At 66.8% G+C, this 24,677-nt stretch carries 29 protein-coding genes; 18 read left to right on the top strand and 11 right to left on the bottom strand.

The window, feature by feature from the left end; translation table 11 throughout:
• Positions 1-7: 7 nt before the first annotated feature.
• Both BN3385_RS00250 and BN3385_RS00245 read right to left on the bottom strand, forming a co-directional pair.
• Positions 8-718, bottom strand: coding sequence for a GntR family transcriptional regulator (locus tag BN3385_RS00250; RefSeq protein ID WP_059013989.1), 711 nt, complete (start codon positions 716-718; stop codon positions 8-10).
• A 46-nt stretch (positions 719-764) separates the two neighbouring features.
• Complete coding sequence (locus BN3385_RS00245) at positions 765-1,409, bottom strand: PAS and ANTAR domain-containing protein (protein WP_059013987.1); 645 nt, start codon at positions 1,407-1,409, stop codon at positions 765-767.
• A gap of 114 nt (positions 1,410-1,523) precedes the next feature.
• Here BN3385_RS00245 and BN3385_RS00240 point away from each other — a divergent pair, with 114 nt between their 5' ends.
• The gene (locus BN3385_RS00240; RefSeq protein ID WP_059016241.1) at positions 1,524-2,864 is read left to right on the top strand and encodes a carotenoid oxygenase family protein; all 1,341 of its coding nucleotides are present in this window, start codon (positions 1,524-1,526) and stop codon (positions 2,862-2,864) included.
• Here BN3385_RS00240 and BN3385_RS00235 read toward each other — a convergent pair.
• Entirely contained in the window at positions 2,861-4,003 is a 1,143-nt protein-coding gene (locus tag BN3385_RS00235) for a tyrosine-type recombinase/integrase (protein ID WP_082690208.1), read from the bottom strand. The two genes, BN3385_RS00240 and BN3385_RS00235, sit on opposite strands and share 4 nt — an antisense overlap.
• 43 nt (positions 4,004-4,046) lie before the next feature.
• Complete coding sequence (locus BN3385_RS27390) at positions 4,047-4,625, bottom strand: helix-turn-helix domain-containing protein (protein ID WP_082690207.1); 579 nt, start codon at positions 4,623-4,625, stop codon at positions 4,047-4,049.
• 101 nt (positions 4,626-4,726) lie between these two features.
• On the opposite strand from BN3385_RS27390, the gene BN3385_RS00225 reads away from it, so the two are divergent.
• The 15 genes from BN3385_RS00225 to BN3385_RS00160 all read left to right on the top strand — a co-directional run bounded on the left by BN3385_RS00225 (position 4,727) and on the right by BN3385_RS00160 (position 15,140).
• Positions 4,727-4,939, top strand: coding sequence for a helix-turn-helix transcriptional regulator (locus BN3385_RS00225; protein ID WP_059013982.1), 213 nt, complete (start codon positions 4,727-4,729; stop codon positions 4,937-4,939).
• A 185-nt stretch (positions 4,940-5,124) separates the two neighbouring features.
• Positions 5,125-5,655, top strand: coding sequence for a hypothetical protein (locus BN3385_RS00220; RefSeq protein WP_059013980.1), 531 nt, complete (start codon positions 5,125-5,127; stop codon positions 5,653-5,655).
• Complete coding sequence (locus BN3385_RS00215) at positions 5,652-5,993, top strand: DUF2742 domain-containing protein (protein WP_082690206.1); 342 nt, start codon at positions 5,652-5,654, stop codon at positions 5,991-5,993. Before BN3385_RS00220 ends, BN3385_RS00215 begins: the two co-directional genes overlap by 4 nt.
• On the top strand, positions 5,990-7,348 hold the full coding sequence (locus BN3385_RS00210) for an AAA family ATPase (protein ID WP_059013978.1): 1,359 nt from the start codon (positions 5,990-5,992) through the stop codon (positions 7,346-7,348). The genes BN3385_RS00215 and BN3385_RS00210 overlap by 4 nt, the downstream gene beginning before the upstream one ends.
• A complete protein-coding gene (locus BN3385_RS00205; protein WP_059013976.1) occupies positions 7,345-7,911 on the top strand; it encodes a hypothetical protein in 567 nt (188 codons plus the stop codon). The genes BN3385_RS00210 and BN3385_RS00205 overlap by 4 nt, the downstream gene beginning before the upstream one ends.
• Before the next feature lie 449 nt (positions 7,912-8,360).
• Positions 8,361-9,788 carry a terminase large subunit domain-containing protein gene (locus BN3385_RS00200; RefSeq protein WP_059013975.1) on the top strand — a complete coding sequence of 476 codons (1,428 nt, stop codon included), beginning with the start codon at positions 8,361-8,363 and terminating at the stop codon, positions 9,786-9,788.
• Positions 9,785-11,116 carry a phage portal protein gene (locus BN3385_RS00195; RefSeq protein ID WP_059013973.1) on the top strand — a complete coding sequence of 444 codons (1,332 nt, stop codon included), beginning with the start codon at positions 9,785-9,787 and terminating at the stop codon, positions 11,114-11,116. The genes BN3385_RS00200 and BN3385_RS00195 overlap by 4 nt, the downstream gene beginning before the upstream one ends.
• A 19-nt stretch (positions 11,117-11,135) precedes the next feature.
• Positions 11,136-11,288, top strand: coding sequence for a hypothetical protein (locus BN3385_RS27930; RefSeq protein WP_156432465.1), 153 nt, complete (start codon positions 11,136-11,138; stop codon positions 11,286-11,288).
• Positions 11,285-11,719 carry a hypothetical protein gene (locus tag BN3385_RS00190; RefSeq protein ID WP_059013970.1) on the top strand — a complete coding sequence of 145 codons (435 nt, stop codon included), beginning with the start codon at positions 11,285-11,287 and terminating at the stop codon, positions 11,717-11,719. Before BN3385_RS27930 ends, BN3385_RS00190 begins: the two co-directional genes overlap by 4 nt.
• 133 nt (positions 11,720-11,852) lie before the next feature.
• Positions 11,853-12,707 carry a phage major capsid protein gene (locus BN3385_RS00185; RefSeq protein ID WP_059013968.1) on the top strand — a complete coding sequence of 285 codons (855 nt, stop codon included), beginning with the start codon at positions 11,853-11,855 and terminating at the stop codon, positions 12,705-12,707.
• A gap of 3 nt (positions 12,708-12,710) precedes the next feature.
• Positions 12,711-13,022 carry a hypothetical protein gene (locus BN3385_RS00180; RefSeq protein ID WP_059013966.1) on the top strand — a complete coding sequence of 104 codons (312 nt, stop codon included), beginning with the start codon at positions 12,711-12,713 and terminating at the stop codon, positions 13,020-13,022.
• A complete protein-coding gene (locus BN3385_RS00175) occupies positions 13,019-13,378 on the top strand; it encodes a hypothetical protein (RefSeq protein WP_059013964.1) in 360 nt (119 codons plus the stop codon). Before BN3385_RS00180 ends, BN3385_RS00175 begins: the two co-directional genes overlap by 4 nt.
• A 168-nt stretch (positions 13,379-13,546) precedes the next feature.
• Positions 13,547-14,302 carry an SDR family NAD(P)-dependent oxidoreductase gene (locus tag BN3385_RS00170; protein WP_059013961.1) on the top strand — a complete coding sequence of 252 codons (756 nt, stop codon included), beginning with the start codon at positions 13,547-13,549 and terminating at the stop codon, positions 14,300-14,302.
• A gap of 1 nt (position 14,303) precedes the next feature.
• Complete coding sequence (locus BN3385_RS00165) at positions 14,304-14,810, top strand: nuclear transport factor 2 family protein (RefSeq protein WP_059013960.1); 507 nt, start codon at positions 14,304-14,306, stop codon at positions 14,808-14,810.
• A 9-nt stretch (positions 14,811-14,819) separates the two neighbouring features.
• Positions 14,820-15,140: a hypothetical protein gene (locus tag BN3385_RS00160; RefSeq protein ID WP_059013958.1), complete on the top strand. Its 321-nt coding sequence runs from the start codon at positions 14,820-14,822 to the stop codon at positions 15,138-15,140.
• Here BN3385_RS00160 and BN3385_RS00155 read toward each other — a convergent pair.
• Both BN3385_RS00155 and BN3385_RS00150 read right to left on the bottom strand, forming a co-directional pair.
• Positions 15,137-15,637: a nitroreductase family deazaflavin-dependent oxidoreductase gene (locus BN3385_RS00155; RefSeq protein ID WP_059013956.1), complete on the bottom strand. Its 501-nt coding sequence runs from the start codon at positions 15,635-15,637 to the stop codon at positions 15,137-15,139. The genes BN3385_RS00160 and BN3385_RS00155 overlap by 4 nt on opposite strands.
• A 27-nt stretch (positions 15,638-15,664) precedes the next feature.
• Positions 15,665-16,555, bottom strand: coding sequence for an RDD family protein (locus tag BN3385_RS00150; protein ID WP_059013954.1), 891 nt, complete (start codon positions 16,553-16,555; stop codon positions 15,665-15,667).
• 28 nt (positions 16,556-16,583) lie between these two features.
• On the opposite strand from BN3385_RS00150, the gene BN3385_RS00145 reads away from it, so the two are divergent.
• Positions 16,584-17,576, top strand: a complete 993-nt coding sequence (locus BN3385_RS00145; protein WP_059013952.1) for a stage II sporulation protein M — start codon at positions 16,584-16,586, stop codon at positions 17,574-17,576.
• Here the strand turns inward: BN3385_RS00145 and BN3385_RS00140 are convergent.
• Positions 17,566-19,995, bottom strand: a complete 2,430-nt coding sequence (locus tag BN3385_RS00140) for a beta-propeller fold lactonase family protein (RefSeq protein ID WP_156432464.1) — start codon at positions 19,993-19,995, stop codon at positions 17,566-17,568. The two genes, BN3385_RS00145 and BN3385_RS00140, sit on opposite strands and share 11 nt — an antisense overlap.
• Positions 19,996-20,008: 13 nt before the next feature.
• Here BN3385_RS00140 and BN3385_RS27925 point away from each other — a divergent pair, with 13 nt between their 5' ends.
• The gene (locus BN3385_RS27925; RefSeq protein ID WP_059013948.1) at positions 20,009-20,545 is read left to right on the top strand and encodes a hypothetical protein; all 537 of its coding nucleotides are present in this window, start codon (positions 20,009-20,011) and stop codon (positions 20,543-20,545) included.
• A 51-nt stretch (positions 20,546-20,596) separates the two neighbouring features.
• Here BN3385_RS27925 and BN3385_RS00130 read toward each other — a convergent pair whose 3' ends face one another.
• The 4 genes from BN3385_RS00130 to BN3385_RS00115 are packed head-to-tail and all read right to left on the bottom strand — an operon-like array spanning position 20,597 to position 24,670.
• Positions 20,597-21,919: a DUF58 domain-containing protein gene (locus BN3385_RS00130; RefSeq protein WP_059013946.1), complete on the bottom strand. Its 1,323-nt coding sequence runs from the start codon at positions 21,917-21,919 to the stop codon at positions 20,597-20,599.
• Positions 21,919-22,902 carry an AAA family ATPase gene (locus BN3385_RS00125; RefSeq protein ID WP_059013944.1) on the bottom strand — a complete coding sequence of 328 codons (984 nt, stop codon included), beginning with the start codon at positions 22,900-22,902 and terminating at the stop codon, positions 21,919-21,921. The genes BN3385_RS00130 and BN3385_RS00125 overlap by 1 nt, the downstream gene beginning before the upstream one ends.
• Positions 22,899-24,020, bottom strand: a complete 1,122-nt coding sequence (locus BN3385_RS00120; RefSeq protein ID WP_502688027.1) for a DUF4350 domain-containing protein — start codon at positions 24,018-24,020, stop codon at positions 22,899-22,901. Before BN3385_RS00120 ends, BN3385_RS00125 begins: the two co-directional genes overlap by 4 nt.
• Positions 24,017-24,670 carry a DUF4129 domain-containing protein gene (locus BN3385_RS00115; RefSeq protein WP_059013940.1) on the bottom strand — a complete coding sequence of 218 codons (654 nt, stop codon included), beginning with the start codon at positions 24,668-24,670 and terminating at the stop codon, positions 24,017-24,019. The genes BN3385_RS00120 and BN3385_RS00115 overlap by 4 nt, the downstream gene beginning before the upstream one ends.
• Positions 24,671-24,677: the final 7 nt, after the last annotated feature.

The following is a 24,677-nucleotide window of genomic DNA, read 5'->3' as shown; positions in this document are numbered from 1 at the left end:
TTGCGGCCTACGGCTCGTCGGCCACCAACCCGCTGTGCGCGGGCAGGGTGGACACCACGGCGTTGAGCCGCTGGTGATGTAACGCGCTGGTGGACAGTAGTTGCTCGACATCGCGGTCCAGGAACGCCTCGAGCATGATCCGATGATCCTGGTGCAGCAGAGCGCGCTGGGACTGCTCGACGTGCACCATCAGTTGTACGGGTTCGGTGATGTTCCAGGCGTATTCGAGCATGTGTAGTAGCCGCAGCATCTGCGACGGCCGGGCCAGGCCGAGGTGGAAGTGTCGGCTCTGCCGGTGGTAGGTCTGCGGATCACCCTCTGCCAGAGCGGTTTCCAGCTGCATGTTGATATCCAGCAGTTCCCGGCGGTCGGCGTCGCCGGCACGCTCGACGGCGGCCGAGAGCGCCGCGGACTCCAACGTCTGACGCACGATGTACATCTCGGCCAGCTCGCTGGCCGTCAACTGGGCCACGGAGTAGCCGAAGTTACGCCGGTGCTGGATCAGTCCTTCGCCGGTCAGGGTTTTCAGTGCCTCCCGGACCGGGATGTGGCTGACCCCAAACGCGTCGGCAACCTCCCCGACGGGCACCGCGGTCCCGGGCGGCAGAGCGCCGTCGAGGATGACCCGGCGCAGTTCGTCGAGAATGTCCTGCTGCGAGCAGCCGACCGGGCGCACCGCGAGCCGGAACAGCAGCGCGGAGTGCCGACGATCGGGCATCCGAACATCTTCGTCGCACCGGCATGGATGCGCGCGCCGAGCGTGTCTAGCCGCTGCGGGCCACCCGGGTGTGTGCGGTCAGCAGCACATGGTCGTAGACCGACCGGGACGGCAAGCGCTCCCCGTACTCCAGGGCGCGGACGTCGATCAGGATCTGCTCGGCCAGCAGCCGCAGCTTGGTGTTGGTGGTGCCCGACCGCCAGCGCAGGATCTCGAAGGCACGCTCGGCGTCCACCCGGTAGATCAGCATCAGCATGCCTTTGGCCTGCTCGATCATGGCCCGGTTGGTGGCCACCTCGGCGACGGCGGCCGCGATATGTTCGTCGGCGCTGCGCTGGACCGGGGTGACGTCGACGTAGTGGCCCTCGCTGCCGACGATCGTGCCCGTCTCGTCGCGGAGATGGGAGCCGACCACGACAACTTCGTGGACCTCCCCGCGGGTGTCGACGATGCGGTGCCTGCTGCTCCAGGGCTGGTGGGAATGGCGAACCGCCGCCAACACGCCACGCACCATGTCGACGTCGTCGGGGTGCTTGTGCGACATCACCAGCTCGGTGGTCGGGGTGACGGTGTCCGGCTGGTAGCCGTGCAGCCGCGCCACCGCGGGGGACCACTCCCACCGTTCGTCGGCGAAGTAGAACCGAGTCCAGCCCACAGCGTCAGCCGGGTCGCCTCCCCCGTCAGACGGCATGATCGAAACCTACCCAGCGGATGCCGCCGCTGCTCGGGTAGCAATCAAGCTGTACCGAATTCGGATAACCGTTCACTATTGACATGTCATTCTTGGACTGTCAAAGTGGACGGCATGACCGACGTCACAACGGACTCCGCCAATCTGCCCACCGAAGGACAGTTCTTCGAACGCGGCAACTACGCGCCGGTGCCCGACGAGCTCACCGACGAAGCCCTTGTTGTCGAGGGCGCCATCCCGCCCGAGCTCGACGGCTGGTACCTGCGCAACGGCCCCAACCCGCGTCAGCCCACCGGGCACTGGTTCACCGGCGACGGGATGATCCACGGCGTGCGCATCGAAGGCGGCGCAGCCAAGTGGTACCGCAACCGCTGGATCCGTACCGACAGCTTCACCGACCCGTTCCCGCTCTACAACGAGGACGGCACCCGCAGCCTGAATGCGTCGGTGGCCAACACCCACGTCATCAACCACGCCGGCAAGACGCTGGCGCTCGTCGAGTCGTCGCTGCCCTACGAGATCACCAACGAACTCGAGACGGTCGGCTGCTACGACTTCGACGGCAAGCTCAACGATGCGATGACCGCGCACCCGAAGATCTGCCCGACCACCGGGGAACTGCACTTCTTCGGCTACGGCAACATCTTCGAGCCGCACGTCACCTATCACCGCGCTGATGCCAACGGTGAGCTGACCATCAACCGGCCCGTGGAGGTCGGGGCGCTGACCATGATGCACGACTTCGCGATGACCTCTGGGCACGTGATCTTCATGGACCTGCCGATCGTGTTCAATCTCGACATCGCCATTCAGGGCACCGGCGACATGCCCTACCGGTGGGACGACAACTACGGCGCCCGCTTCGGTGTGCTGCGCCGCGACGACCCGTTCGCCGAGATCCGCTGGTTCGAGATCGACCCGTGCTACGTGTTCCACGTCGCCAACGCCTACGAATCCGGGGATTCGATTGTGCTGCAAGCGGTCCGGTACCCGGAGCTGTGGCGGGAGAACGGCGGGTTCGAGGCCAGTGCCGTGCTGTGGAGCTGGACCATCGACCTCAAGTCCGGCACCGTGACGGAGCGCCAGCTCGACGACCGGGCGGTGGAGTTCCCGCGGATCGACGACCGGCTGGCGGGCTTGCCCGCCCGCTACGCGGTGTCGGTGGGCGACGCGAAGCTGGTCCGCTACGACCTCGAGACCGGCGACGCCGTCGAGCACGCCTTCGGGACGGCGTCCTCACCCGGCGGTCCCGGCGAGGCGGTGTTCGTGCCGTCGTCCTCGGGTCCGGCTGACGAGACCAACGGCTGGTACCTCGGCTACGTCTACGACCCGGCCCGTGACGGTAGCGACCTGGTGATCCTGGACGCCGCCGACTTCGCCGCCGACCCGGTGGCCCGCATCCGGTTGCCGCGTCGAGTCCCGTACGGCTTCCACGGAAACTGGATAGAGGCCTAGTCAGAGGCGGTTTTGGGAGCCTCCGTCCGCAGTGCGTCCGCAGTGGCGCCCAGCGCCTGGTCGAGAAGGTCGGCGGCAGCCTTTCGGGTGCGGTCGTCGGCATCGGGCCAGAGGTGTGCATAGGTCTTGAGGGTCTCGGTCGCCGACATGTGCCCGAGCGCCCGCTGAACCGTCACAACGTCGCAGCCGGCCGCGATGAGACCGGAGGCGAAGAAGTGGCGCAGCTCGTGCAGCCGGTAGGTCATGTCACCGCGGGCAGCGCGCCACGCCCGCCCCACTGTCGCCGCGTGTACTGGTAACGCGTCGTTGAGGCGGCCCGGAAACACCCACCGCGACGGATCGTCTCCGGGGCGGCGCCGTGCCACGTGCTCCGACAGCAGTTGGGTCAGGCGCTCCGGGATGTACACCGTGCGTTCGGACCCGTACTTGGGCGGCCGCAACTCCATCTGGCCATCGTCGGTCCACTGAACCTGGCGGCGGACGTGCAGCTCCCGCCGAAGGAAGTCGATATCACCGACCTGGAGCGCGGACGCTTCCCCGCGGCGCAGTCCCGCGAACGCGCACACCGCAATGAACACCCCGATCCACTGCTCTGTCTTGAGCATTGCGCCGACCTCGGACACCGCCGGAATCTGCATGGCCGCAGCAGCTTTCCGCTGCCTCGGCAGCCGCACCTTGTCCGTGACATCGCGGGCCATCAGGCGATCTCGCAGCGCCGCCCGCAACACCGTCCGTGCGTTCGTGAACCTCGTCTTGATGGTCGACGGCTCCAGGTCGGCGTCCTGCATCGACTTCACCCACGCCTCGACGTGGGACGGCCGCAGGTCCGCGAAGGGCACGCTGGCGAACGTCACGGACCGAGACATCTGGTCCATGACGTGCCGGGTACTCGTCTCCCACACCTGTCGTGGTGCCCAGTCCTTGTAGAAGCTGGAGAACGTCACCTTGCCTAACGCGGGGTCAATGTACGAGCCTGTCTCCTGTGCCGCCACGATGCCGTTGAGCCATGATGTTGCTTCGGTCTTGGTGCGGAACCCCTTGGCGTGCTCGCGGCCGTCCTCATCGACATACCTTGCCCGCCAGCGCAATCCCTTGCCGTCGAGCTTCGATGGGACGGTGGCGGTCGTGCTGTCGGGCATCCGGACCGTCTTCGTCCAACGGTCCTCGACACCAGCGCGGCGATTACGAATCTGAGGCATCGTCACCTCCGACGTGAATGTATGGGTCGTCGATGTCTCGGACTTCCTTAGAAATCATTCGCATTAAGCGTGTGAAATCGTATTCCTCGATCTGATCAATTGCGTTGGTGCACAGATCGATTACATAGTCGATGTCTACTCTGGAATACTGTCCAGCGACCGCCTTGCGAACGTCGGATCGTATGAGAACCGACTGAAGGTGGTCGACGGAATCGGCGGCTGTTCCTAGCGCATCGCGCAGCCGGGAAGTGGCGTTCTCAAGGTCAGTACACGCCGAGTAAAGGGCGCCCAACGGATTATCGTCGAAATTCAGCAACTCCTTTAGTGAAACGCCTAGAGCATGTGCGATCGCGGTCGCTTCCCGAAGCCGGGGGTCTCGACTGCCATTTTCTATTCGCGTTATTGCCGATGTATCTAGCTTGACTCCTAGTTCAGCCAGCTTCTCCGATAGTTCGCGCTGAGACCATCCAGCGCCCTCGCGTTGTGTTTTGACGCGCTTGCCGAATCTGTCTGCAGCGATCGCCCAGAGCTCGGTGTCGGCCGGTGCCGCCTCGTTCTGCATGACTGCAGCGTACAGCGTTGGTTGCAGCAGCCTCGGTTTGGAGATACTGTCTTGTTGCAGTGTCACTGCATGAGAGCAGTGACCAGTAGAGGGAGTTTGTAATGACAGCTGACGAGCTGCTGCACACCAACCAGGTGCAGGAGCAGTACGGGATCAACGCCGGAACCTTGAGGTTCTGGCGCAGCACGAACCAAGGACCGGCGTCATTCACTCTCGGCCCGCGCGGCCGTGTGGTGTACCGGCGATCGGAGATCGAGCGGTGGTTGGCCGAGCAGGAGAAGGCCACGAAGCGCGGCGGTGGCGATGCGGCCTAGCCCAGAGCGAAGACACCCGGTGGTTCCACAACAGGCGACAGCGCCCGCACCGGTTAGCCATCTAGCCCAAGCCGATCAGGCCGACCTCGGTTTGATCCCAGACTCGGACCACACCGAGATCCTGATAACGCGAAAGGCGCCGGTTGCCGCCGACGCCCTTCGGAAGAACACCCACTCCAACACCCATGAAGAAAGCAGGTAACACCATCATGGCTGCACCGAAGAAGAAGATCAACAGTGCCCTGGCTAGCTCTGAGCCGGCGGTCGATCTTGAACCGGTAGATCTCGACCCCCGAGCACCCGAGTTGGATGCCTGGGAACGGCTCTGCGAAAAGGCCAACGGCGACGGCACGCTGTACCACGGCGGTGACGCCTCAACCATCATGACGATTCCCCGACCGATCTGGGCAGATCCGGATAAGGACGCGGTTGGGCGTTCGATGCTCGTCACGTGCTACAAGTCAACGGCGGCATACGTCACCTTCAGCCACCAGACCGGCAAGGCCGATGGCGACTACTGGTACAGCGCCGGAATGTACGTGTCGGCGAAATGCTTCGACGACGGTGAACCGCTCATCGGAATCTCCTACAGCGACGCCGACATGACCAGTGGAGAGTGGAATAAACCCACCACAGCCAACTTGACCCCGGCAGAAGCACTCGAACTTGCCGACGTACTGCGAGCCGCAGTAGCCCTGTTCGGTGTTGAAGCATGACGGAAGCGAAGACGGAGGTCCGCCCCTTAGCCGGGGCGGGCTCTCCCGCGTCTCGACAGGTGTCCTGGTGGCCTGTCCATGATTTCATCACTGCCCTTGTCCATCAGGCCAATTGCGGGCCGATCCCGGCTGCTGGCACACCCGCGTGGTGCGAACTGGGAGACGGTGATCCGCGCAAGTTGTTGGCGGTCGCCGTCGCAGGTGAGCACCACGTCTTGCGGGTGGAGATCGCCCAGGAGGCGATGGCCGAGGCGTCCCGCGCGGTATCCGCCAGCCCCAACTGGCGCACCCGACCCCGAGGTAGCTCATACATCGCACGCCGCAAGGAGATCGCGTGACAGATCAACACCCCGACGACCCCGGCCCCCAGGAGCCGGGCAGCTCGACACGACGACTGGTAGTCACGCCCGGTTCCCAGGTCAAAGCCAAACGGCTGGTGTGGTGGGAGCTGGGCCTAATCCTGCAGTACGCCATCAACTTGCTGGCTGCCCGCGAAGGCAAGGGCAAGAGCACTGTCGCTTCATCGTGGGCCGCCCGCGAGACCCGCAACGGCGGCACCGTGTTGTGGATCGGCACCGAGGAATCCCGCGAGGCCGCCATCGTGCCCAGGCTCATCGCAAACGGGGCCAACATGGACCGCGTCATCTTCGTCGACGTCCAGACCGACCTCGGCACCGGCGCGCTGGTGTTCCCGCTCGACCTCCACCGCATCGAACAGGTCATCCGCGAGCACAACGTCACCATGATCTTCCTCGACCCCGCCAAGGCCGTCGTCCCGCCAGGGTTCTCCGGTAACGACGACATCGCCGTCCGGCAGTACCTCGAACCGATCGCGGCGCTGGCCGACCGCTGCAAGGTCACGATCATCGGCCTGGCCCATTTCGGCAAGCGGGTCGGTGCCGATTCCGGGCAACTCATGCTCGGCTCAGTAGCGTGGTCTCAAGTCGCCCGCTGCGTCCTGTCCATCGCCGAAGATCCCGACACCGGCACCCGCGTCCTGACCAACACCAAAGCGAACTACGTCGGCACGGACCGTTCGGTGGAGTTCCGCATCGTCTCGACCACCGTGCACACCGACGACGGCCCCACCGAGATCGGGTCTGTCGAATGGCTCGGCGATACCAGCTTGGACGCCCGAGACCTTCTCAGCGGTGACAGCGACGACGATCCCGGCGAACGCACAGCCGCCGAGCACTGGCTACAGGACTACCTCACCGAGAACGGAGCAACGCCGTCAAAGGTCGTCAAGGCCGAGGCGGCCAAGGAGAAGATCAGCGAGCGGACCCTCAAACGTGCCAAGAAGGCACTCGGTGTTATCGACGAGTCGTCAGGCTTTCCGCGGACCTCGACGTGGAGCCTGCGCAGTGGGGCCAACACCAGTCAGGCCACCCCGTCTCGTGGCCCAACTGGCCCGACTGGCCCAACTGGCCGCGACCAGCGGGAACAGGATGGCCCCACTGGTGGCCCCACTGACGAATCCACCAGTGGGGCCACGCCGTGCGCGTCTGGCCCGACTGTGGAACGGACAGTGCCCACACCGCTGACCGTGCGCCGTCATCACCTCGGAGGGCGGCGCACGATCCGCTTCCGGGGCCAAGAAGTACCCCGCTGCTACGTCTGCGGCAAGGCCGTAACCGCCGGCCAAGGTGATGCACACCTGGCCTGCACCAGCAAACAAGAGCAGACGGCATGAGCACCCGCCGCGTCATCTTCCCGCCCACCGACTATTGGACCCAATCCAAGGAGAACACCATGACCGACAACTATGCCGACACCCCCACAGCAGCCGACGCCCGACGCGCCTCCGCGATCACCATCCACCACCGCCGAGGCAACACCGAGGGACTGCTCACAATCGCCCACGAAGCCAACGAGAACCACCGAACCACCGAACTGGTCTTGGCCATCCTCGACCTACACCGCAACCCCCTGACCGAGCTGCGCACCCCCAACGGCATCGACCTCATAGGCCGCCACGTCCAAGAACTAGCCGACCACTCAGGACTCGTCGACGAGCCCACCGCCGCCGACGTCGGCCGAGCCGCATCACTACTCGACAGTCACGGACGCAACGACACCAACGGCATCAACCAAGCCATGCAGAGTGCCTGCAACGCCGGTAGATCCACCCAACTACTCCTCGGCCTCCTCGACCTCTATGAACACCTGATGCCCGAGCTGTCCTCTGCAGCTGGTCTCGACTGGCTCAACCGGTGCACCACCACCTTCGCCATCGAGGAGGTCCAAGACCAGTGATGATCAACGCATTCAACGGTGTCGAACCGTGACCCGTCCCTGCCTCGACTGTGGTGTGCCGACAGCCTCGACCAGGTGCACCGGCTGCCGCGGGTACGACAGCCAATGGGAGCGGCTCAGCCAACGCGCCCGCCGGTTGCAGCCCTTCTGCTCCGACTGCGGTGCCACCGAGAACCTGCAGGCAGACCACAGCCCCGAGGCGTGGGCACGTCGAGCAGCGGGCAAGGCCATCCGGCTCAAGGACATCGACGTGGTGTGCGGCCCCTGCAATGTCGCCCGAGGACAAGCACGCCCAGAACCGTTGCAGCACACCAGTATCCGCAGGTCAACAGGTGGGGGGACGCCCCGAGCAAACGCCCTGCTCGGACCGCCCAGCCAAACTCCCAGTTACACACCGCGGGGAGGTGCACGTGCGCGCGGGGCCTAAAGCTGCGCCGAAGGGTGCGCCGTTGCCCCTGGACGAGCTGCCTGAGGGTGGTTCAGAGCGGGTGGCGGCGTTCATCGAGACGTACTGCCGGGTGGTCAAGGGTGGCAAGGGCAACCCGGCGGGTGAGCTGATCCGGTTGCGGCAGTGGCAGCGGGACTTCCTGGGCGATGTCTACGACCAGACTCCGAGGCCCCGTCAGGGTTTGTTGTCGGTGGCCCGCAAGAACGGCAAGAGTCTGCTCGGTGCGGGGATCGCGCTGTACCACTTGTATGCCGACGACGAGGAATCTGCCGAGGTGCTGTTGGCCAGCTCGGATCAGCGGACCGCGGAAGTCATCTTCAAGGTGGCCCGCCGCATGGTCGAACTCGATGAGCGGCTGACCGGGGTCACGCAGATCTTCCAGGACAGGTTGTATGTGCCCGAGACGGATTCGGTGCTGGAACCGCTGCCGGCGAACGCGAAGAATCTCCAGGGCCGCAACCCGAGTTGCAGCCTGATCGACGAGGTCCACGTCACCGATGCCGACACCTGGGACGCGCTGGCGTTGGCTGGTGGCACTCGTGCCCGCCCGCTGACACTGGGCCTGTCGACCGAGGGGCCGGACGATCCCGACAATCTGATGAGCCGGTTGGTGGAGCACGGCCGGTTCGGTGGTGATCGGTCGTTTGCGTTCCGGGAGTACACCGCGCCGATTGGCTGCGAGCTGACCGACCGCACCGCGTGGGCTGCGGCGAATCCGATGCTTGGTGACACCCTCGACGCCGAGCACTTGGCCACGGTGCTGGGCACAACTCGAGAAGCGGCGTTCCGCAGGTTCCATCTGAATCAGCGGGTGAGCGCGGCCGGTTCGTGGCTGCCTCCGGGTGTGTGGGATGGGCTGTCGACGGGCCAGCCGGTCCCGGCGGGTGCCGAGGTGGTGTTGTCGTGTGACGGCTCGTACAACTCGGACGGCACGGGCCTGGTGGTGGCCACGGTCAGCAAGACACCGCACCTCGACGTCCTGGCTTACTGGGAGCCACCCGAGCGGGCTGACGACTGGTCGGTGCCGCTGCATGACGTGATGGACGAGATCCGCAAGGCGTGCCGCAAGTACCGGGTGACCGAGGTGGTGTTCGACCCGTTCCGCTACGCCCTGGTGATGCAGAGCCTTGAGGCCGAACGTATCCCGGTGGTGGCGTTCCCGTGGTCCCCAGCCCGGATCACCCCCGCGACCACCGAGCTGTTCCGGGCTGTCGTGTCCGGTGAGGTGACCCATTCCGGTGACCCGCGTTTGGCCCGCCACGTCGCCAACGCTGTCCTGCGGGAGGACGCCAAGGGTGTCCGCTTGGACAAGGCCAAGCGGGGATCTAAGGCCCGTATCGACCTTGCAGCGGCGATGCTGCAAGCCCACGCGCGTGCCACCTGGCGTGCGACGAAGAAACGAAATCGAGTGAGGAGCTTCGCATCATGAATCAATCCGATGTCCTACTGGCGCTGCTACAGCGGCTCAACGAACCGTTGGCCCGCTACGCCGATCTGGACCGTTACTACACCGGCAAACAGCCGCTAGCTTTCTTGTCTCCGGAGGCAAAGGTGGCTCTGGGCAACAGGTTCGGCATCATGGCCTCCAACATTCCGCGGCTGGCGGTGACGGCGCTGGCCGAGCGGCTGCGCATCACCGGCTTCTCCGGGGGCACCGAGCTGTGGGCAGACTGGATTCGTAACGACCTCGACCAGACCAGTGGTGTCGCCCATCGTGAGGCCCTGCTGCTTGGGGAATCCTACGTCATTGTGTGGGCAGACCGATTCGGCCGGCCCCAGGTGACCGTCGAGTCGGCCAAGCAGGTGGCGGTGCTGACCGATCCGGGCAGCCGCGAAACCTTCGCTGCGATCAAACGCTGGGAGGACACGAGCCTCAAGACCACCGAGGCCGTGATGTACCTGCGGGACAAGATCGTGCGGCTACGCGCCGAGCAACAGGGCGCGGTGGCCAACGGCTTCAAGACCATTGACGAGATCGCCAACCCGCTCGGTGTGATCCCGGTCGTCAACCTGCGCAACACCGACCGCATCATCGGCGAGTGGGGCTCATCGGAGATCGACGACCTACGGCCCCTGGTCGATGCCCTCAACAAGAGCCTGGCCGACATGATGGTGACCTCCGAATACGTTGGCCGTCCTCGGCGTTGGGCCACCGGCATCGAGCTGACCGAGGAACCGGTGCTCGACGACGACGGTAACCCCGTCCTCGACGAGGACGGCCAGCCGATGACGAAGGAGGTCAACCCGATCCCCGAGGGTCACCGGGCGATGATCTCGGAGAACCACGAAGCCAAGTTCGGTCAGCTCCAGGCCGCCGACCTCGCCGGGTATGAGGCCAGCGTCCGGGTCATCCTCGGCCAGATCATGGCAGTGTCCACGCTGCCCGCTCACTACGTCGGAGTGTTCACCGACAACCCCGCCAGCGCCGACGCGTTGCGGGCCGCTGAGGCATCGCTGACGGCCCGCGCTGAGGCCCGCCAGCAGACGTTCGGACGCGCCTGGGAACAGGTAGCCAGACTGATGATCGCCGTCCGAGATGGCCGTGACCCCAGCCTGATCGACGACATCCGGGTGCACTGGGCCGACGCCGCCACCCGCTCGGTATCCCAGGAGGCCGACGCCGTGGTGAAGCTCTACCAGGCCGGTCTCCTCCCAGCACCGTACGCACTGGGCAAGCTCGGCTACCCCGACGACGAGATAACCAAGATTCAGACGTCGGGAACCACCACACCACAAGGAGATTCCAATGCGGCTTAGTGCCCGAGAGGTGAGCCCAATGGTCATCGTCACCCACGAGTCCGTGAGACCTATCCGCATGCGCACCGGTGGCCTGACGTTCTCGATGGACACCGCCGAAGCCCTCGACCTGGCCAATCAACTGGCCGACGCCGTAACCCGAATCAATGAACAACGAAAGGTCCAATCATGACCGACACCACCACCACTGAGGTCCCCGAAGAACCCCAGACCGAACCCACTGACGAACAGACCGAAGCCCCCGAGGGGGACATCTCAGATGCGACCCCTGACGAGCCCGACGCCTTCCCCCGCTCCTACGTCGAGGATCTGCGGCAGGAGAACGGACGCTACCGGCAGCGCGCCCAGCAGGCCGACACCCTGGCCCAACGGCTACATACCGAACTGGTCCGGGCCACAGGCAAACTGGCCGACCCGACCGACCTGCCGTTCGACGAGGCCCACATCGACGATCCCGAGGCACTGGCCGCCGCGGTCGATGATCTGCTCGCTAAGAAGCCGCATCTGGCGTCCCGCAAGCCATCCGGCGACATCGGGCAGGGCCAGCGCGGCGCGACATCGGAGCCATTCTCACTGCTCGGACTGCTCAAACAGCGCACCTAGTAGACCATTTGCGCGTTTCATGTCACACTGATGTCAGTGGCATATCTGTGCCCCGGGCCTGGCGCCCACTCCGATTGACGTCCTGGCGACGTGTCGAAATCCCCAATCCGACACCAATCGTTAGGACTCAATCGTGGCCATCGAAGTCACCTCGGGTAACTCCACCCTCATTCAGTCGCAGGTAGCCAACCTGCTCGTCCAGCCGCTCGAACAGGCCAGCACGTTCCTGGCCGCCGGCCCCGTCGTGCTCGATTCCTCGAGCCCGGTCCGGGTGCCCCGCATCGCCAACGGTGTCACTGCCGGGTTCGTCGCCGAGGGCGCCCAGATCACCGATGGCGACGTCGCTTTCGACGAAGTGACCCTGCTGCCCTCCACTCTCAAGGGCCTCAAGGTTCTCGTCAAACTGTCCAACGAACTGATCCGCACCAGTGTGGTCGGCCTCGAAGCCGTCCTACGCACCCGCCTGGTCACCGACGTCGCCAACGCCCTCGACGCCGCCCTCTGGGACGGTGCCGGTACGTCCAACACCATCAAGGGCATCCTGCGGGCCAGCGGCATCGCCACCGGCACACTGGACCTCACCGACCCCGACTCTCTGATCGACGGACTGGCCACCGCCCAGGGCAACAAGGTCAACCCGAGCCACTGGGTGATGACCAGTGCGTCATTCGCCGCGCTACGCAAGCTCAAGGTCGGCACCAGCGACGCCCGCTACCTGTTCGACCCCAGCACCATCCAGAACGGCACCGAGCTGCGGCTGCTGGGCCTGCCGGTCATCATCACCGACAACATCCCCGCAGTGTCGACGAAGAACCGCGTAGCCCTGGTCGACTTCTCCAAGGTCGTCGTGGCCCGCGACGTCAACGCCGAGGTGAAGATCCTCGACCAGACATGGGGTGACTACGACAGCATCGGTATCCGCGTCGTATCCCGCTGGGACACCGCCCTGCTGCAAGCCAAAGCCGTCACCCTGCTGACCGAGGCCTAGTCGGTGTACGTTTCTGGCGCTGATGTCGCCGCGTTCCTCGGCCAGGGCACCGACCCCGCGTTGGTCGCCCTGGCCGGGGAGGTGGTGCCCGTCATCACCGCAATGGTGCGGTCCTACACCCGCGGCCGAGGCTTCGCAGACGGGGAGCCCAACGACGAGCTGGCCGCGGTCATCACCACCGCCTCCGCCCGCATGGTCGCCAACCCCGAACAGCTCCAAAGCAAGGTGGGTTCCCTCGAAATCCGTGGCGGCTTCCAAGGCTTCACCCTCGCCGAGACGTTCGTGCTCAACCGCTACCGCAGGACCGCGCTGTGATCCTCCACGACGACGTCACCGTGCAGTTCCAGGTGCCCTACGACCCGCCCGTCTACGACGACTTCGGCGTGGAGCAGTTCGACACCGTAGACCAGACAGTCCGCGCCGAGGTGTTCCCGCTCGGCACCGAAGTCGTCGTGCGGGATGCCGCCGTGTCCAGCCGCTACCGCATCGTCCTGGCCCCCACCGTGGACATCCCGCCCGGCATCGGCGACGCCCTGCGCCTCGGGTGGGGACCATTCGTCATCGACCCCGCCGACAGCGCCACCGGACTACGGGTCGACGGCACCGTCGAACGCCACACCGTCCGCGGCCGGCTGCACCACTACGAACTCATCACCAAAACCGTGGAGTAGGTAAAGACCGTCCGCAGCGCGTCCGCAGTAGTGTCAATTCAGGCCGTTTGCTGCCAACGCTATCAACGTATCTGAGCTGCGGTGACTGCTCGATTCAACACCGACCAACATTGCCAAACTCGCAGGATTCAGTACCACGGAAACTGGATCAGCGCCTAGCCTTCGGGCATGGATGACTTCGGTGCGCTGCCCGGGGTGGCACTTGTCGTCGGCGGCACCGGCGGGATCGGCTCCGAGATCGTGCGGACCCTCGCGGCGCGCGGCTCCCGGGTGGCGTTCACCTATCACGGCAACGAGGCCAAGGCGGACATCCTCGCCGAGGCCGTCGGCGCCACCGACCACCGGCTGGAGTTGAGCGACGCCGCCGACGTCGCCCGAGTGGTGGGGTCGGTCGCCGAGCTGGCCGGCGGTCTGCACACCGTGGTCTACGCGGCCGGCCCGCATGTGCCGATGCGGCACCTGAGCACCATCGCTTCCGAGGAGTTCGGCCGCCAGATCACCACCGACACCGGCGGTTTCTTCAGTCTGGTCGCCGCGGCGCTGCCGCACCTGCGCGCCACCCGGGGCAGCCTGGTCGCCGTGACCACCGCGGCAACCCGGCGGTTCGCGGTACGCGACGGGCTCTCGGTGGCGCCGAAGGCCGCCGTCGAGGCGTTGATCCGGGGTATCGCCGCCGAGGAGGGACGCTTCGGGGTGCGCGCCAACTGTGTAGGCCCCGGAATGCTCGTGGACGGCAACGCCGAACGCCTGATGGCGGACGGCGATTTGGACGAGGCCGCGCTGGAGGCGGCCCGGCGCAACACCCCACTGCGGCGGTTCGGCTGTGCCGCTGACGTGGCCGAGGCAGTGTGCTTCCTGGCCTCGCCGAGAGCCGGGTTCATCACCGGCCAAAAGCTCGACGTGGACGGAGGTTACGGTGCCTGAGGTGGATCGCTTGGCGGATTTCGCCGCCATCCGGGAAGTGGTGACGATGTACTGCCGCGGCGTCGACCGCCTGGACCTCGACCTGGTCCGGCAGGCCTACCACCCCGGCGCGGTCGACCATCACACCGGATTCGACGGCACCGTCGAGGATTTCGTCGCTTGGCTTGGCAAGAACCTTCGCTACCTCACCGGGTCGATGCACCTCATCGGCAATCACCAGGTGGAGTTCGTCGGCGACGATGTCGCGATCAGCGAAACATACTGTGTTGCAACGCATTGGGGCAGAGACGATCAGGAGCGGTCCAACTTCACCAGTGGGGTGCGCTACATCGACCACATGGAGCGCCGGGCGGGTCGCTGGGCCATCGTCGAGCGCTGGGCGGCGCGGGAATGGACCCGTCGCGAGACGTTCGTCCCGCCGGAGCGGCCCGGACCGCGGGGCAGCCGCGACGACACCGACCCGCTGTACCGGCTGAAGAGACGGTTCGGTGAGCCATCCGGCGGGTAGCCGAGGTTCATGACCGCATCGAATGTCACCGACCGCAGGCGGCTGTGGACCAACTGGCTGCTGGCGCTGTCCACGATCCTCGGCGCCGCGGCCGTGCAACTGCTGGCCATGGGTGCCGTGATGAGCACGGCGACGTGCAGTGAGCCGAGCTGTCCGAAACCGAGCGGGTTCGTCTACGGGCTGCTGATCTATACCCCGCCCGCGGTCGCAGTGATCGCGATCGTGCTGTCCTTCTTCACCGCCGGGCACCGACGAGGATTTCTGGTACCGCTGATCGCCTGGGCGGTGATCCTCGTCGACATCGTGGCCCTGGTGGCGACCTTTTCCTAGCTCGCCGGGGTGAGCGCCACGATCGGGATCTCCCGGTCGCCGGCGGTCAGCTCGTAGTCGCCGTAGGAGGCGATGAACTGTTTGGCCAAGCCCCACAGCCGGTCGCGTTCGGCGCCGGTGGGAATCTCGGCGACGAAGCGGCCCTGGTAGCCACCTGCGGTCACGGTGACCTCGGGATGGGCCTTGATGTTGTAGTACCAGCCGGGGTTGCGCGCGCCGCCGTAGTTGGAGGCCATGATGATGACCCGGCCGCGGTCGGTGAAGTACGTCAGCGGCGTCACGCGCTCCCGGCCCGACTTCGCGCCCACCGTGGTCAACAGCAGACCGGGTGTCACCAGCGTCGACGACAGCCGGCCGCGGGTGAGGCGCAATAGCGGCGGATCCAGTTTGGGTGAGACTTCGCGCAGCACCCATTTACCCAGCCGGGTGCGCACGACCGCGACGCCGAATCGCCGGGCCAGTGACGGGGCGGTCGGATCGACTTCGGGAAGGGACATGGAACGGATCGTAGCCAGCGCGATCGATCAGCTCGGGGGAACGAAGCCATCGGTGCGCGGCGGCTCCGGCGGCGCGGGCTGCGGAGGCAGCGGTGGGGCGGGTTGCGGTGCTGCCGGAGCGGGCGGGTAGGCGGCGTAGGTGGGTGGCGCTGGGGGCGGCGCGGCCGATGGTCGCAGCCGTGCCAGTTCGCGGCGGTGCCGTTCGGCGAGCACGGCGGCCAGCACGTACTGCGGTGGTGCGCCGGGCGGCGGTGGCGGCGAGATACGGGCCACCACCTCCGAGGCGATCCGGTAGGCCATCTGGTCACGAATCGGCGGATCCAATTGCGCTGCCCGGGAAAGGAATTGACGGGCCAGCTCAGCCTGCTCCGGTCCCAGGCCGGACAGTTCGAGGGAGGCTGCCCACCAGGCCAGGGCCGGCGGCATCACCGGTGGCGGAGCGAGTTTGGGGCCGCGCTCACTGATGACCACCGTGCCGGCGAACACATCGCCGATGCGTTTGCCCTTCGGGGAGGCGAGGCTGCAGATCACGGCCGGACCGCCGAAGAACATCCAGATCTCCACGAACCCGGACAGTGCGCGAAACAGCGCCTGGCGGAAGCGTTCCGGGCCGCCGTCGTCGGACACCACCCGCAGACCCATGACCATCTTGCCGATCGATCGGCCCCGGGTGGCGGTCTCGATGATGATCGGATAGCCCACCAACGCCAGTACGGTGAAGATGATCATGATCGCCGCGCTCAGTGCCTCGTCGAACTGGACCACCGTGGCCACCCACAGCATCATCCCGATCAGGTAGGCGATCATCACGATGAAGATGTCGATCAGCGCGCTGACCGCACGCACCGGCAATTGAGCGATCTGGACGTCGAGGACCACAGCGTCCCCGGTCACCACCGTCTCGGGTACCGGCATCATGCCGACCAACGCTACTAGTCTCGTCCGGGTGGACGTCGACGCATTCGTCCTGGCCCACCAGGACAGCTGGGACCGGCTCGAGCAGCTGGTCAAGCGCCGCCGTCGGCTGACCGGTCCGGAGGTGGACGAGCTCGTCGACCTCTACCAGCGGGTTTCCACCCATTTGTCGATGGTGCGCTCGGGTTCTTCGGACACCGTGCTGGTCGGCCGGCTGTCCACCCTGGTGGCCCGCGCGCGCTCGGCGGTCACCGGTGCGCACGCTCCGCTGTGGAGCGAGTTCGTCCGGTTCTGGACGGTGTCGTTCCCGGTGGTGGCCTACCGCGCGTGGCGGTGGTGGCTGGCCGCCGCGGTCGCATTCTTCGTCGTCGTGGTGATCATCGGCATCTGGGTGGCGGGCAGCCACGAGGTGCAATCCGCGCTGAGCACGCCCGAGGAGATCGACCACCTGGTCAACCAGGACTTCGCCAACTACTACCGGGAGAACCCGGCGGGCTCGTTCGCGCTGCGGGTCTGGCTGAACAATTCGTGGGTGGCCGCGCAGTGCATCGCGTTCGCGATCCTGCTCGGCATCCCGATCCCGTGGGTGCTGTTCCAGAACGCGGCCAACCTCGGTGTGACGGGTGGGCTGATGGTGCACGCCGGGAAGTCCGATGTGCTGTTCGGGCTGCTGATCCCGCACGGTCTGCTGGAGCTGACCGCGGTGTTCCTGGCCGCGGCGGTCGGGATGCGGCTGGGCTGGACGGTGATCTCACCCGGCGACCGGCCGCGCGGGCAGGCGCTGGCCGAGCAGGGCCGGGCGGTGGTCGCCGCGGCCGTGGGGCTGGCCGTGGTGCTGCTGATCTCGGGCCTCATCGAGGCGTTGGTGACGCCGTCGCCGCTGCCGACGTTCCTGCGCATCGGCATCGGGGTGGCCGCCGAAGCGGCCTTCCTCGCCTACGTCATCTACTTCGGGCGGCGCGCCAGCCTCGCCGGGGAGACCGGCGACCTCCAGGACGCGCCCGACGTCGTGCCTACTGGGTGACGTCCGGGACCCCGTCGCCGTTGGCGTCGCTCGACGGGACCAACGACGACTGTGTCACGACGAAGGTGCCACCCCGATTGGGATCCGGTTCGTCGAAGTAGACGTTCTTGAGGTTCCAGGTGGTGTTGCCCATCTTCAGCGTGAAGTCGCCGTAGTCGCGGAGGATCGGCGCCGCCACCAGGATGGTCTCCTTCTTCCAGGGTGGAATCGTCATATCGATCTCCTGGGAGAACGTCTTGGCCTCGGTCCAGGTGTGCTGGAACCTGACCTGAACCTGGAAAGTCACCTTCTCGAAGATCGCCTTCTCCACGTTGCCGACGGTGAGCTGCACGCTGTCCTGGACCTGCTCGGTCACCGTCCGGGTGGCTGTGGTCTTGAGCGTGATGGGGGTGTCGGTCTTGTTCTCCAGCGCGTTGCCGTACTGCTTTGCCTTGGTGTACGTGGCCAGCTCAGTGGTCGCGGTGAAGTTGCAGGTGGCCTGCGAACCGTCGTAGCACAGACCATTGAGCACCTGGGAGATGCCCTGCGCCTGAGAGTTCACGCTGGCGTCCAGGGTGATGACGGAACCGGGCTTGTCGAGTATGGCGACCTTGTAACCGGGGATGGCCTCGCACTGATTACCACCAGTGTCGCAGCGGGCGATATGCCGGGTGGTGTTGACGTTGTAGAGGACGACGGTGATGGGACCCGGCGCAGTGGGGACGTCGAAGATCGGCTCGACGAGGTTGTCCTTGAAGCCGTAAACGACGACCTCGAAGTCGAGGTAGGTCCCCGGCGAGACCACGGTCCCGGGACCGGGAGCCGGCTGCTCCAGCTTGCCGTCAGACGCGAACCCGGTGAGGGTGATCGCTTGGCTGGAGAGGTTGTAGACCTTGTAACCCTTGGTGGACCCCAGGATCGGTGTGGTGGCCGTAGGAGTCGGCGTCAGCGTCGGCGTGACCGCGAGGTTCGTAATCGTGCTGCTGTAGAGGTGGGTGACGTAGACGTGGGCGTTGTCGGCGGCAGCGACGACGGCGGTCGGACCACCGTCCGACGTCGTCTCCAGTCGGGTGGTCAGCGTGTTGGTGGCGGTGTCGATCACTGCCACGGAATTGGTATAGCGCTGCGCGACGTACACGTGCTTGCCGTCCGGGCTGACGGTGATGCCGGACGGCTCCCCGCCAACGGTGATGCTGGCGACGACGGTGTTGAACGTCGGTGAGTCCGGGTTGGTGTCGATGACCGACACGCTGTTGCTGAGGGAGTTCGCGACGTAGGCGTAGCTGCTGTTGCCGTTGGGACCCGGGCCGAACGCGATGGCAGACGGCCGGCCACCGACGGCGATCGTGGTGACGAGGTTGTTGGTGGCCGGGTTGATCACCGAGACGGTGTCGTCCTCGGCGTTGGTGACGTACACCCGGCCCGTGGCGTCGACGCCGATGGCTGAGCCGCCCTGGCCGACCTGCGTCGTGCCGAGTACGGCTCCCAGGCTGGCGCCGGTGAGGCTGAGCAGGCTGGGGTCGACCGTCGCGACCGAGCCCAGTCCGGTCGCTTCGTCGGCACCCAGCACGTAGACACGACTTTCATCGGCCGACACCCCGATGCCGGTGGCCGACCCGTCGAGATCGACATAGCCGGTGACCGTGGCGGTGAGCAGAACCACGCCCTGGGGGCTGGTGACGCTTCCGATGCTCAGGACCGAAAGACGCTTGACGTCAACGGGTGTGGCACCTACACCACTGGCGGTGTAGGTGTCGTCGCTGGTGAAGTACACCTTGTCGCCGGCGGAGTTGGTCGCCAGAGCGGTCACCTTCGGAGTGAAGGACACCGGGCCGCCGACTCCAGCGTCGAGGACTGAGATCTCGACCGGGACCGTCCCGATGATCTGGTTGTAGGTGGCACTCGTGGAGTCGGTGTCCAGGACCGAGATGCTTCTGTCGGTGTTGAGCACAAAGGCGCGCTTGCCGTCACCGCTGATCACGACCGAATGCGCTCCGGTGCCGGTCGGGTTCGCAATTCCCTCAACCGGCGGAGTCACCGCGATCGAGACGGGCACGGTGATCGTTCCGGATTCGCCGAACAGGTGGAATGCCGTGTCGCGCACGGTCACCGTGAACTGGTCCAACCCCCCGGATGCCTGCAGGGCAGCGTTGGGCGTGTAGGTGAACGTCCCGTTGGAGTTGATCACGACGGTGCCCTGTGTCGGCGCGGTCGCAACGGTGTAGGCCATGGTGTCGCCGTAGCGGTTGGCCAGGTTCACCGAGCCGATCACGGTGCCGGTCAGGCTCTGGGTGATCTGCACCGGCGAGGCCGTCGAGTTCTGATAGGCGAACGTCTTCTCCAGCTCGCGGCGGATGGCCACCAGGGTGAGGATGATCTGCGCCCCGATGGGGTCGACGGGATCGCTGACGGTTGACTGATCCCCACTGAGCCAGGACACGACGCTCGTGAGAATGCCCGACACCGACTGGTTGGCGGTCGCCGATGCGCTCGCGGTCACCGACGTCCGGGCCGCTGTGGCAACAGGATTGAACGATCCGGTTGCCGATGCCGGACTGGGCGTGATTGCACTGAAGGTCGTGGCCTCGGACGTGGCGCTCGCGTCGTCGGCCGACGCTGTGGGCTCGGTGTCTTCGTCCTCGGTGGCGACCGCTGCGGTCGGCTTGGACACCGACGTCGTGATGGTGGCTGCACTGCGCTTCTTGCTCGCCGCGCTGCTGCTCGCGCCCGCCTTCTGCTTGGCGGCGCGGGCCGATCCCCCGTGGCTCTTCGACGCCGAACCTCCCGACGACGAGGAGCCCGAATCACCGGTGTCAGCGGCCGCGGTCCACGGGCAGGCAACGACAGCCAGGCCCAATCCGGCGGCGAATACGGAGGCGGTGATTCGGGAGGAAACCGTTGCCGGTGCCATGGCACTCCTTGCGACTGTGACGAAGCGGGTAGCGGTCAGCGTAGGCACTAGTTTGCTATCGCAAGAAGAATTTCGCTGACTCAGCGGTAAATTCCTGTCGACCACCGCGGCTCGCGGGGGGTGGGCCGCGCTACAGCCGGCCGGTGGCCTTCATCGCCAGATAGCGGTCGGCCAACGCGGGAGCGAGATCCTCGGGTGCGGCGTCGACCACCTCAACGCCCTTGTGCCGCAGCCGCGATGCGATGCGGCGGCGCTCATTGCGGGCCCGCTCGGCCGCGGCGGCGTCGTACACCTGCGCCGCGTCTGACCGCCCGGCCGCCAGCTGGTCGACACGCGGATCGGAGACCGCGGCCACGATCACCTGATGCTTGGCCGATAGCTGCGGCAGCACCGGCAGCAACCCTTCGTCGAGTGCCGAGGCGTTGAGGTCGGTCAGCAGTACCACCAGCGCCCGTCGGCGCACCCGTCGCTGCACCGAGGCCACCATCGCGGTGGCGTCGGATTCGATCAGTGCCGGCTCCAGCGGCGCCATGGCGTCCACCAACTGGGCCAGCAACTCGCTGCGTGAGGCGCCGAACACCGCAGCCCGGGTGACCCGGTCGTGGGCGAGGAAGTCGACGTGATCACCAGCGCGCGAAGCCAGGGCCGCCAACAGCAGTGCGGCGTCCATCGACCAGTCCAGCCGTGGCCAGCCGCCGGGATCGCGGGCGGTCGGGTCCAGCCCGACGCGGCCCGCCGATGTGCGGCCGGTGTCCAGCACGATCACCACCCGGCGGTCCCGCTCCGGTCGCCAGGTGCGCACCACCACGTCGGCGCGCCGGGCGGTGGCCCGCCAGTCGATGGAGCGCACGTCGTCACCCACGACATACTCACGCAGCGAGTCGAATTCGGTGCCGTGGCCACGGATCAGCACCGGCAGCAGCCCGTCGATCTCGCGCAGCTTCGCCAGCCGCGACGGCAGATGTTTGCGGGACAGGAACGGCGGCAGGATGCGAATCTGCCTGGGCACCTGATGCGAGCGCTGCCGACCGGCCAGGCCGAGTGGTCCGATGGAGCGCACGGTTACCACCTCTGAGCGCTGGTCCCCGCGCCGGCGCGGGGACAGTGTGGTCGCCACGGTGTCGGTCCGGCCGGCAGGCACGGTCAACTCGTGCGACCGGGGTTGCGCACCCGCGCTGGGCGGCCACGCGTCGCGCAGCAGGCCGCGAAACCGCCGGGACCCGTCGTTGTGGACCAGCAGCAGGGCCGCCACCGGCTGGCCGAGCCGTGCCGAGGTGTCACCGGCACGCGCGATCCGCAGCGTCTGGGGGTTGCCGGCCAGTGCGACGTCCACGGCTACCGCGGCAAGCAACGCCAGCAGCGCAACCCCGAAAGCCAGTGCGGGCCAGGGCGCCAGCGCGATCGGCAGCACACAGACAAGGGCCACCAGCCCGGCGCGGCCGGTGAGGACCACTACCGTGGTACCGGTACAGCGGCCAGAATGCCGTCGAGCACGCCGTCGGGGGTGGCTCCCTCGAGTTCGGCCTCCGGCCGCAGCCCGATCCGGTGGCGCAGTGTCGGGCGCGCCATCGCCTTGACGTCGTCGGGGGTGACGTAGGTGCGGCCTGACAACCAGGCCCACGACCGTGCCGTGCCCAGCAGCGCGGTGGCACCGCGTGGTGACACCCCCAGTTGCAGCGACGGGGAATTCCGTGTGGCGCCGACGATATCGACGATGTAGCCGAGCACCTCGTCGGCGATCAGCACCTGCTTCACCGCGGCACGGCCCGCGGCCAGTTCGGCGGGACCGGCCACCGGGCGAATCGCGCTCAGATCGCGCGGATCGAAGCCCGCGGCGTGCCGGCCCAGGATCGCAATCTCCTGATCGCGCGGCGGCAGTGGCACATTCAGCTTGAGCAGGAAGCGGTCGAGCTGTGCCTCGGGCAGCTGATAGGTGCCTTCGTATTCGATCGGGTTCTGGGTGGCGGCAACGATGAACGGGTCCGGCAGCAGTTTGGGGTCACCGTCGACGCTGACCTGGCGTTCCTCCATGGCCTCCAGGAGCGCGGCCTGGGTCTTGGGCGGGGTGCGGTTGATTTCGTCGGCGAGCATCAGGTTGGTGAAGACCGGACCCTCCCGGAACACGAATGCCGCGGTGCGTGCGTCGTAGACCAGCGAGCCGGTGACGTCACCGGGCATCAGGTCCGGGGTGAACTGCACCCGCTTGAACTCGAGCTGCAGCGCGGCGGCCATGGCCCGCACCAACAACGTCTTGGCAACGCCGGGAACACCTTCCAGCAGAACGTGGCCCTTGCACAGCAGCGCGATCACCAGACCGCTGACGACGGCGTCCTGCCCGACCACCGCCTTGGCGATCTCGGCGCGCAGCGCGAGCAGGGCGTTGCGTGCCGCGTCGTGCTCGGCGGTCGGGGAGGGAGGTGGTGCGAAGTGAGTCACGTTGTCGTGACCTGCCTTTCGATGTCGTCGAGAGCGTGAGCCAGATGCAGAAGATCGGCGTCGGTGGCCGGGACCGGACCGAACAGGATGTGGGCCACCGTGTTGGCGTCCCCGCGATAGCGCTGGGCGACCGCCGAGGCGATGGCAGCGGGAGAGGCGTTGGCGCCCAGACCGAGTCGGGGCGTCAGCCGCTGCAGCGTGGCGGTCCGCAACGCTTCGGCCGCCTGGTCACGGGCGCGCCGGGACCGGTAGAGCCGGGCGCGACCCTCCACGGTCTCCGAGGCGCGGACCACCACCGGAAGCTTCTCGGCCACCAGCGGACCCAGGCGGCGTCCCTGCCACAGCGCCAGCAGCACCACCACCAGGCACAGCTGCCAGATCACCCAGCTCACGGCATCGGGCACCAGGTCACCGATCTCCGAGCCGCCGGAGGCGCCACCTTCGGCTTTCTGCGGCGCGTACCAGATCAGCCGCGGCCGCTGGCCGGCGAGATTCATCGCCAACGCGGCGTTGCCCTCCTTGAGCAGCGCTCCGTTGGTCATGAAGTCCGAACTGCCGACGACGGTGACGGTGCGGCCGTCAGCGCGGTAGCGGACGAGGGCACCGCCATAGCAGCGGGTGAGGTCGACGTCACCGACCTTCTCGTAGGCGTCGCTGGCACCGAACTGCACGACGCCGGCCCGATTCGCTTCGCGCAGATCACAATCCGGCTCGTCATTGAGCACACTGGCGCCGCCGATCCGGATACCGGGAGCCAGGGCTTCCCGGACCCGGGCGGTGGGTTCGAGCAGCAGCCGGTCACCGGGTACCGCGGCCAGCCGGCCGAGCAGATCCTCGCCCCGGGTGAAGTAGGTTTCAGCAGCCAGCAGCAGGGTGTCGGGCCGGGCTGCCCGTTCCACGTCGGCGACGTCCTTGGCGACGATCACCTCAACACCGCGGTCCCGCAGCAACGTGACCAGCGCATGGGCGCCGTCCGACGACGTCGACTCCGGATCCATCCGCCCGCCAGGCCGCGGTGCGGTGAGGTAGGCGCTGACCGCGGCGACCACAGAGATCACGATCAGACCCAGGGCGAGCCAACGTCCGGTGCGCCAGCGCTGGCCGATGGTGGTGCTCACCGCAGCGGAGTCCACGTGTCGGTGACCGCGGCTGCCACGGCGTCGGCTCCTGCCGGTGCGGTGTGGCGGCGCAGCGCGTCGTCCAGGTCGGCGACCATCCGGTAGTTCGCCTCGGTGCCGGGCTGCTCACCGTATGTGACGTCGTTGAATGCCGTTGCTGCGCGGCCCAGCTCGGCGGCGAACCCGGGTAGCAGTTCGCCGGCATCACGGGCCAGCTCGTTGGCGGTGCGCCCCGGCACCGGGTTGAGCGTGCCGGCCTCCTCCAGCTGGCGTGCCACGGCGCGCAGCCGATGCCGGATGGCTGATGCCCACTGACCTTGTGCGGCATAGCTTTCCGCGGTCGCCCGGTGTTCAGCCGCCGACAGCTCGTGGGCACCGAACAACCCTGCTCCACCGCCGCGGTTGGTGCGCATGGTCCGTCGCGCGATGTGGACCGCCACGACGAATGCGATGGCCACCAGGATCGCCAGGACCGCGATGGTGAACCAGCCGCCCGGAATCGATCCGCCCTTGACGATCAGCTGGTTGATCAGGTCATCGAGCCATTCGGTGATCCGGTCGGTCAGCGACGGCCGCGGGTAGATCGGCTTGGCCAGCTCGCGCTGCGCCAGCTCGTGGGCGGTCTCACGGTCGATGTCGATGGTCGGCACGGTGATC

The organism is Mycobacterium sp. M26 (assembly GCF_001494595.1).
GTDB lineage: Bacteria > Actinomycetota > Actinomycetes > Mycobacteriales > Mycobacteriaceae > Mycobacterium.
Note: the sequence above shows the minus strand (reverse complement) of the source record. Positions and strands in the feature narration are given on the sequence as shown.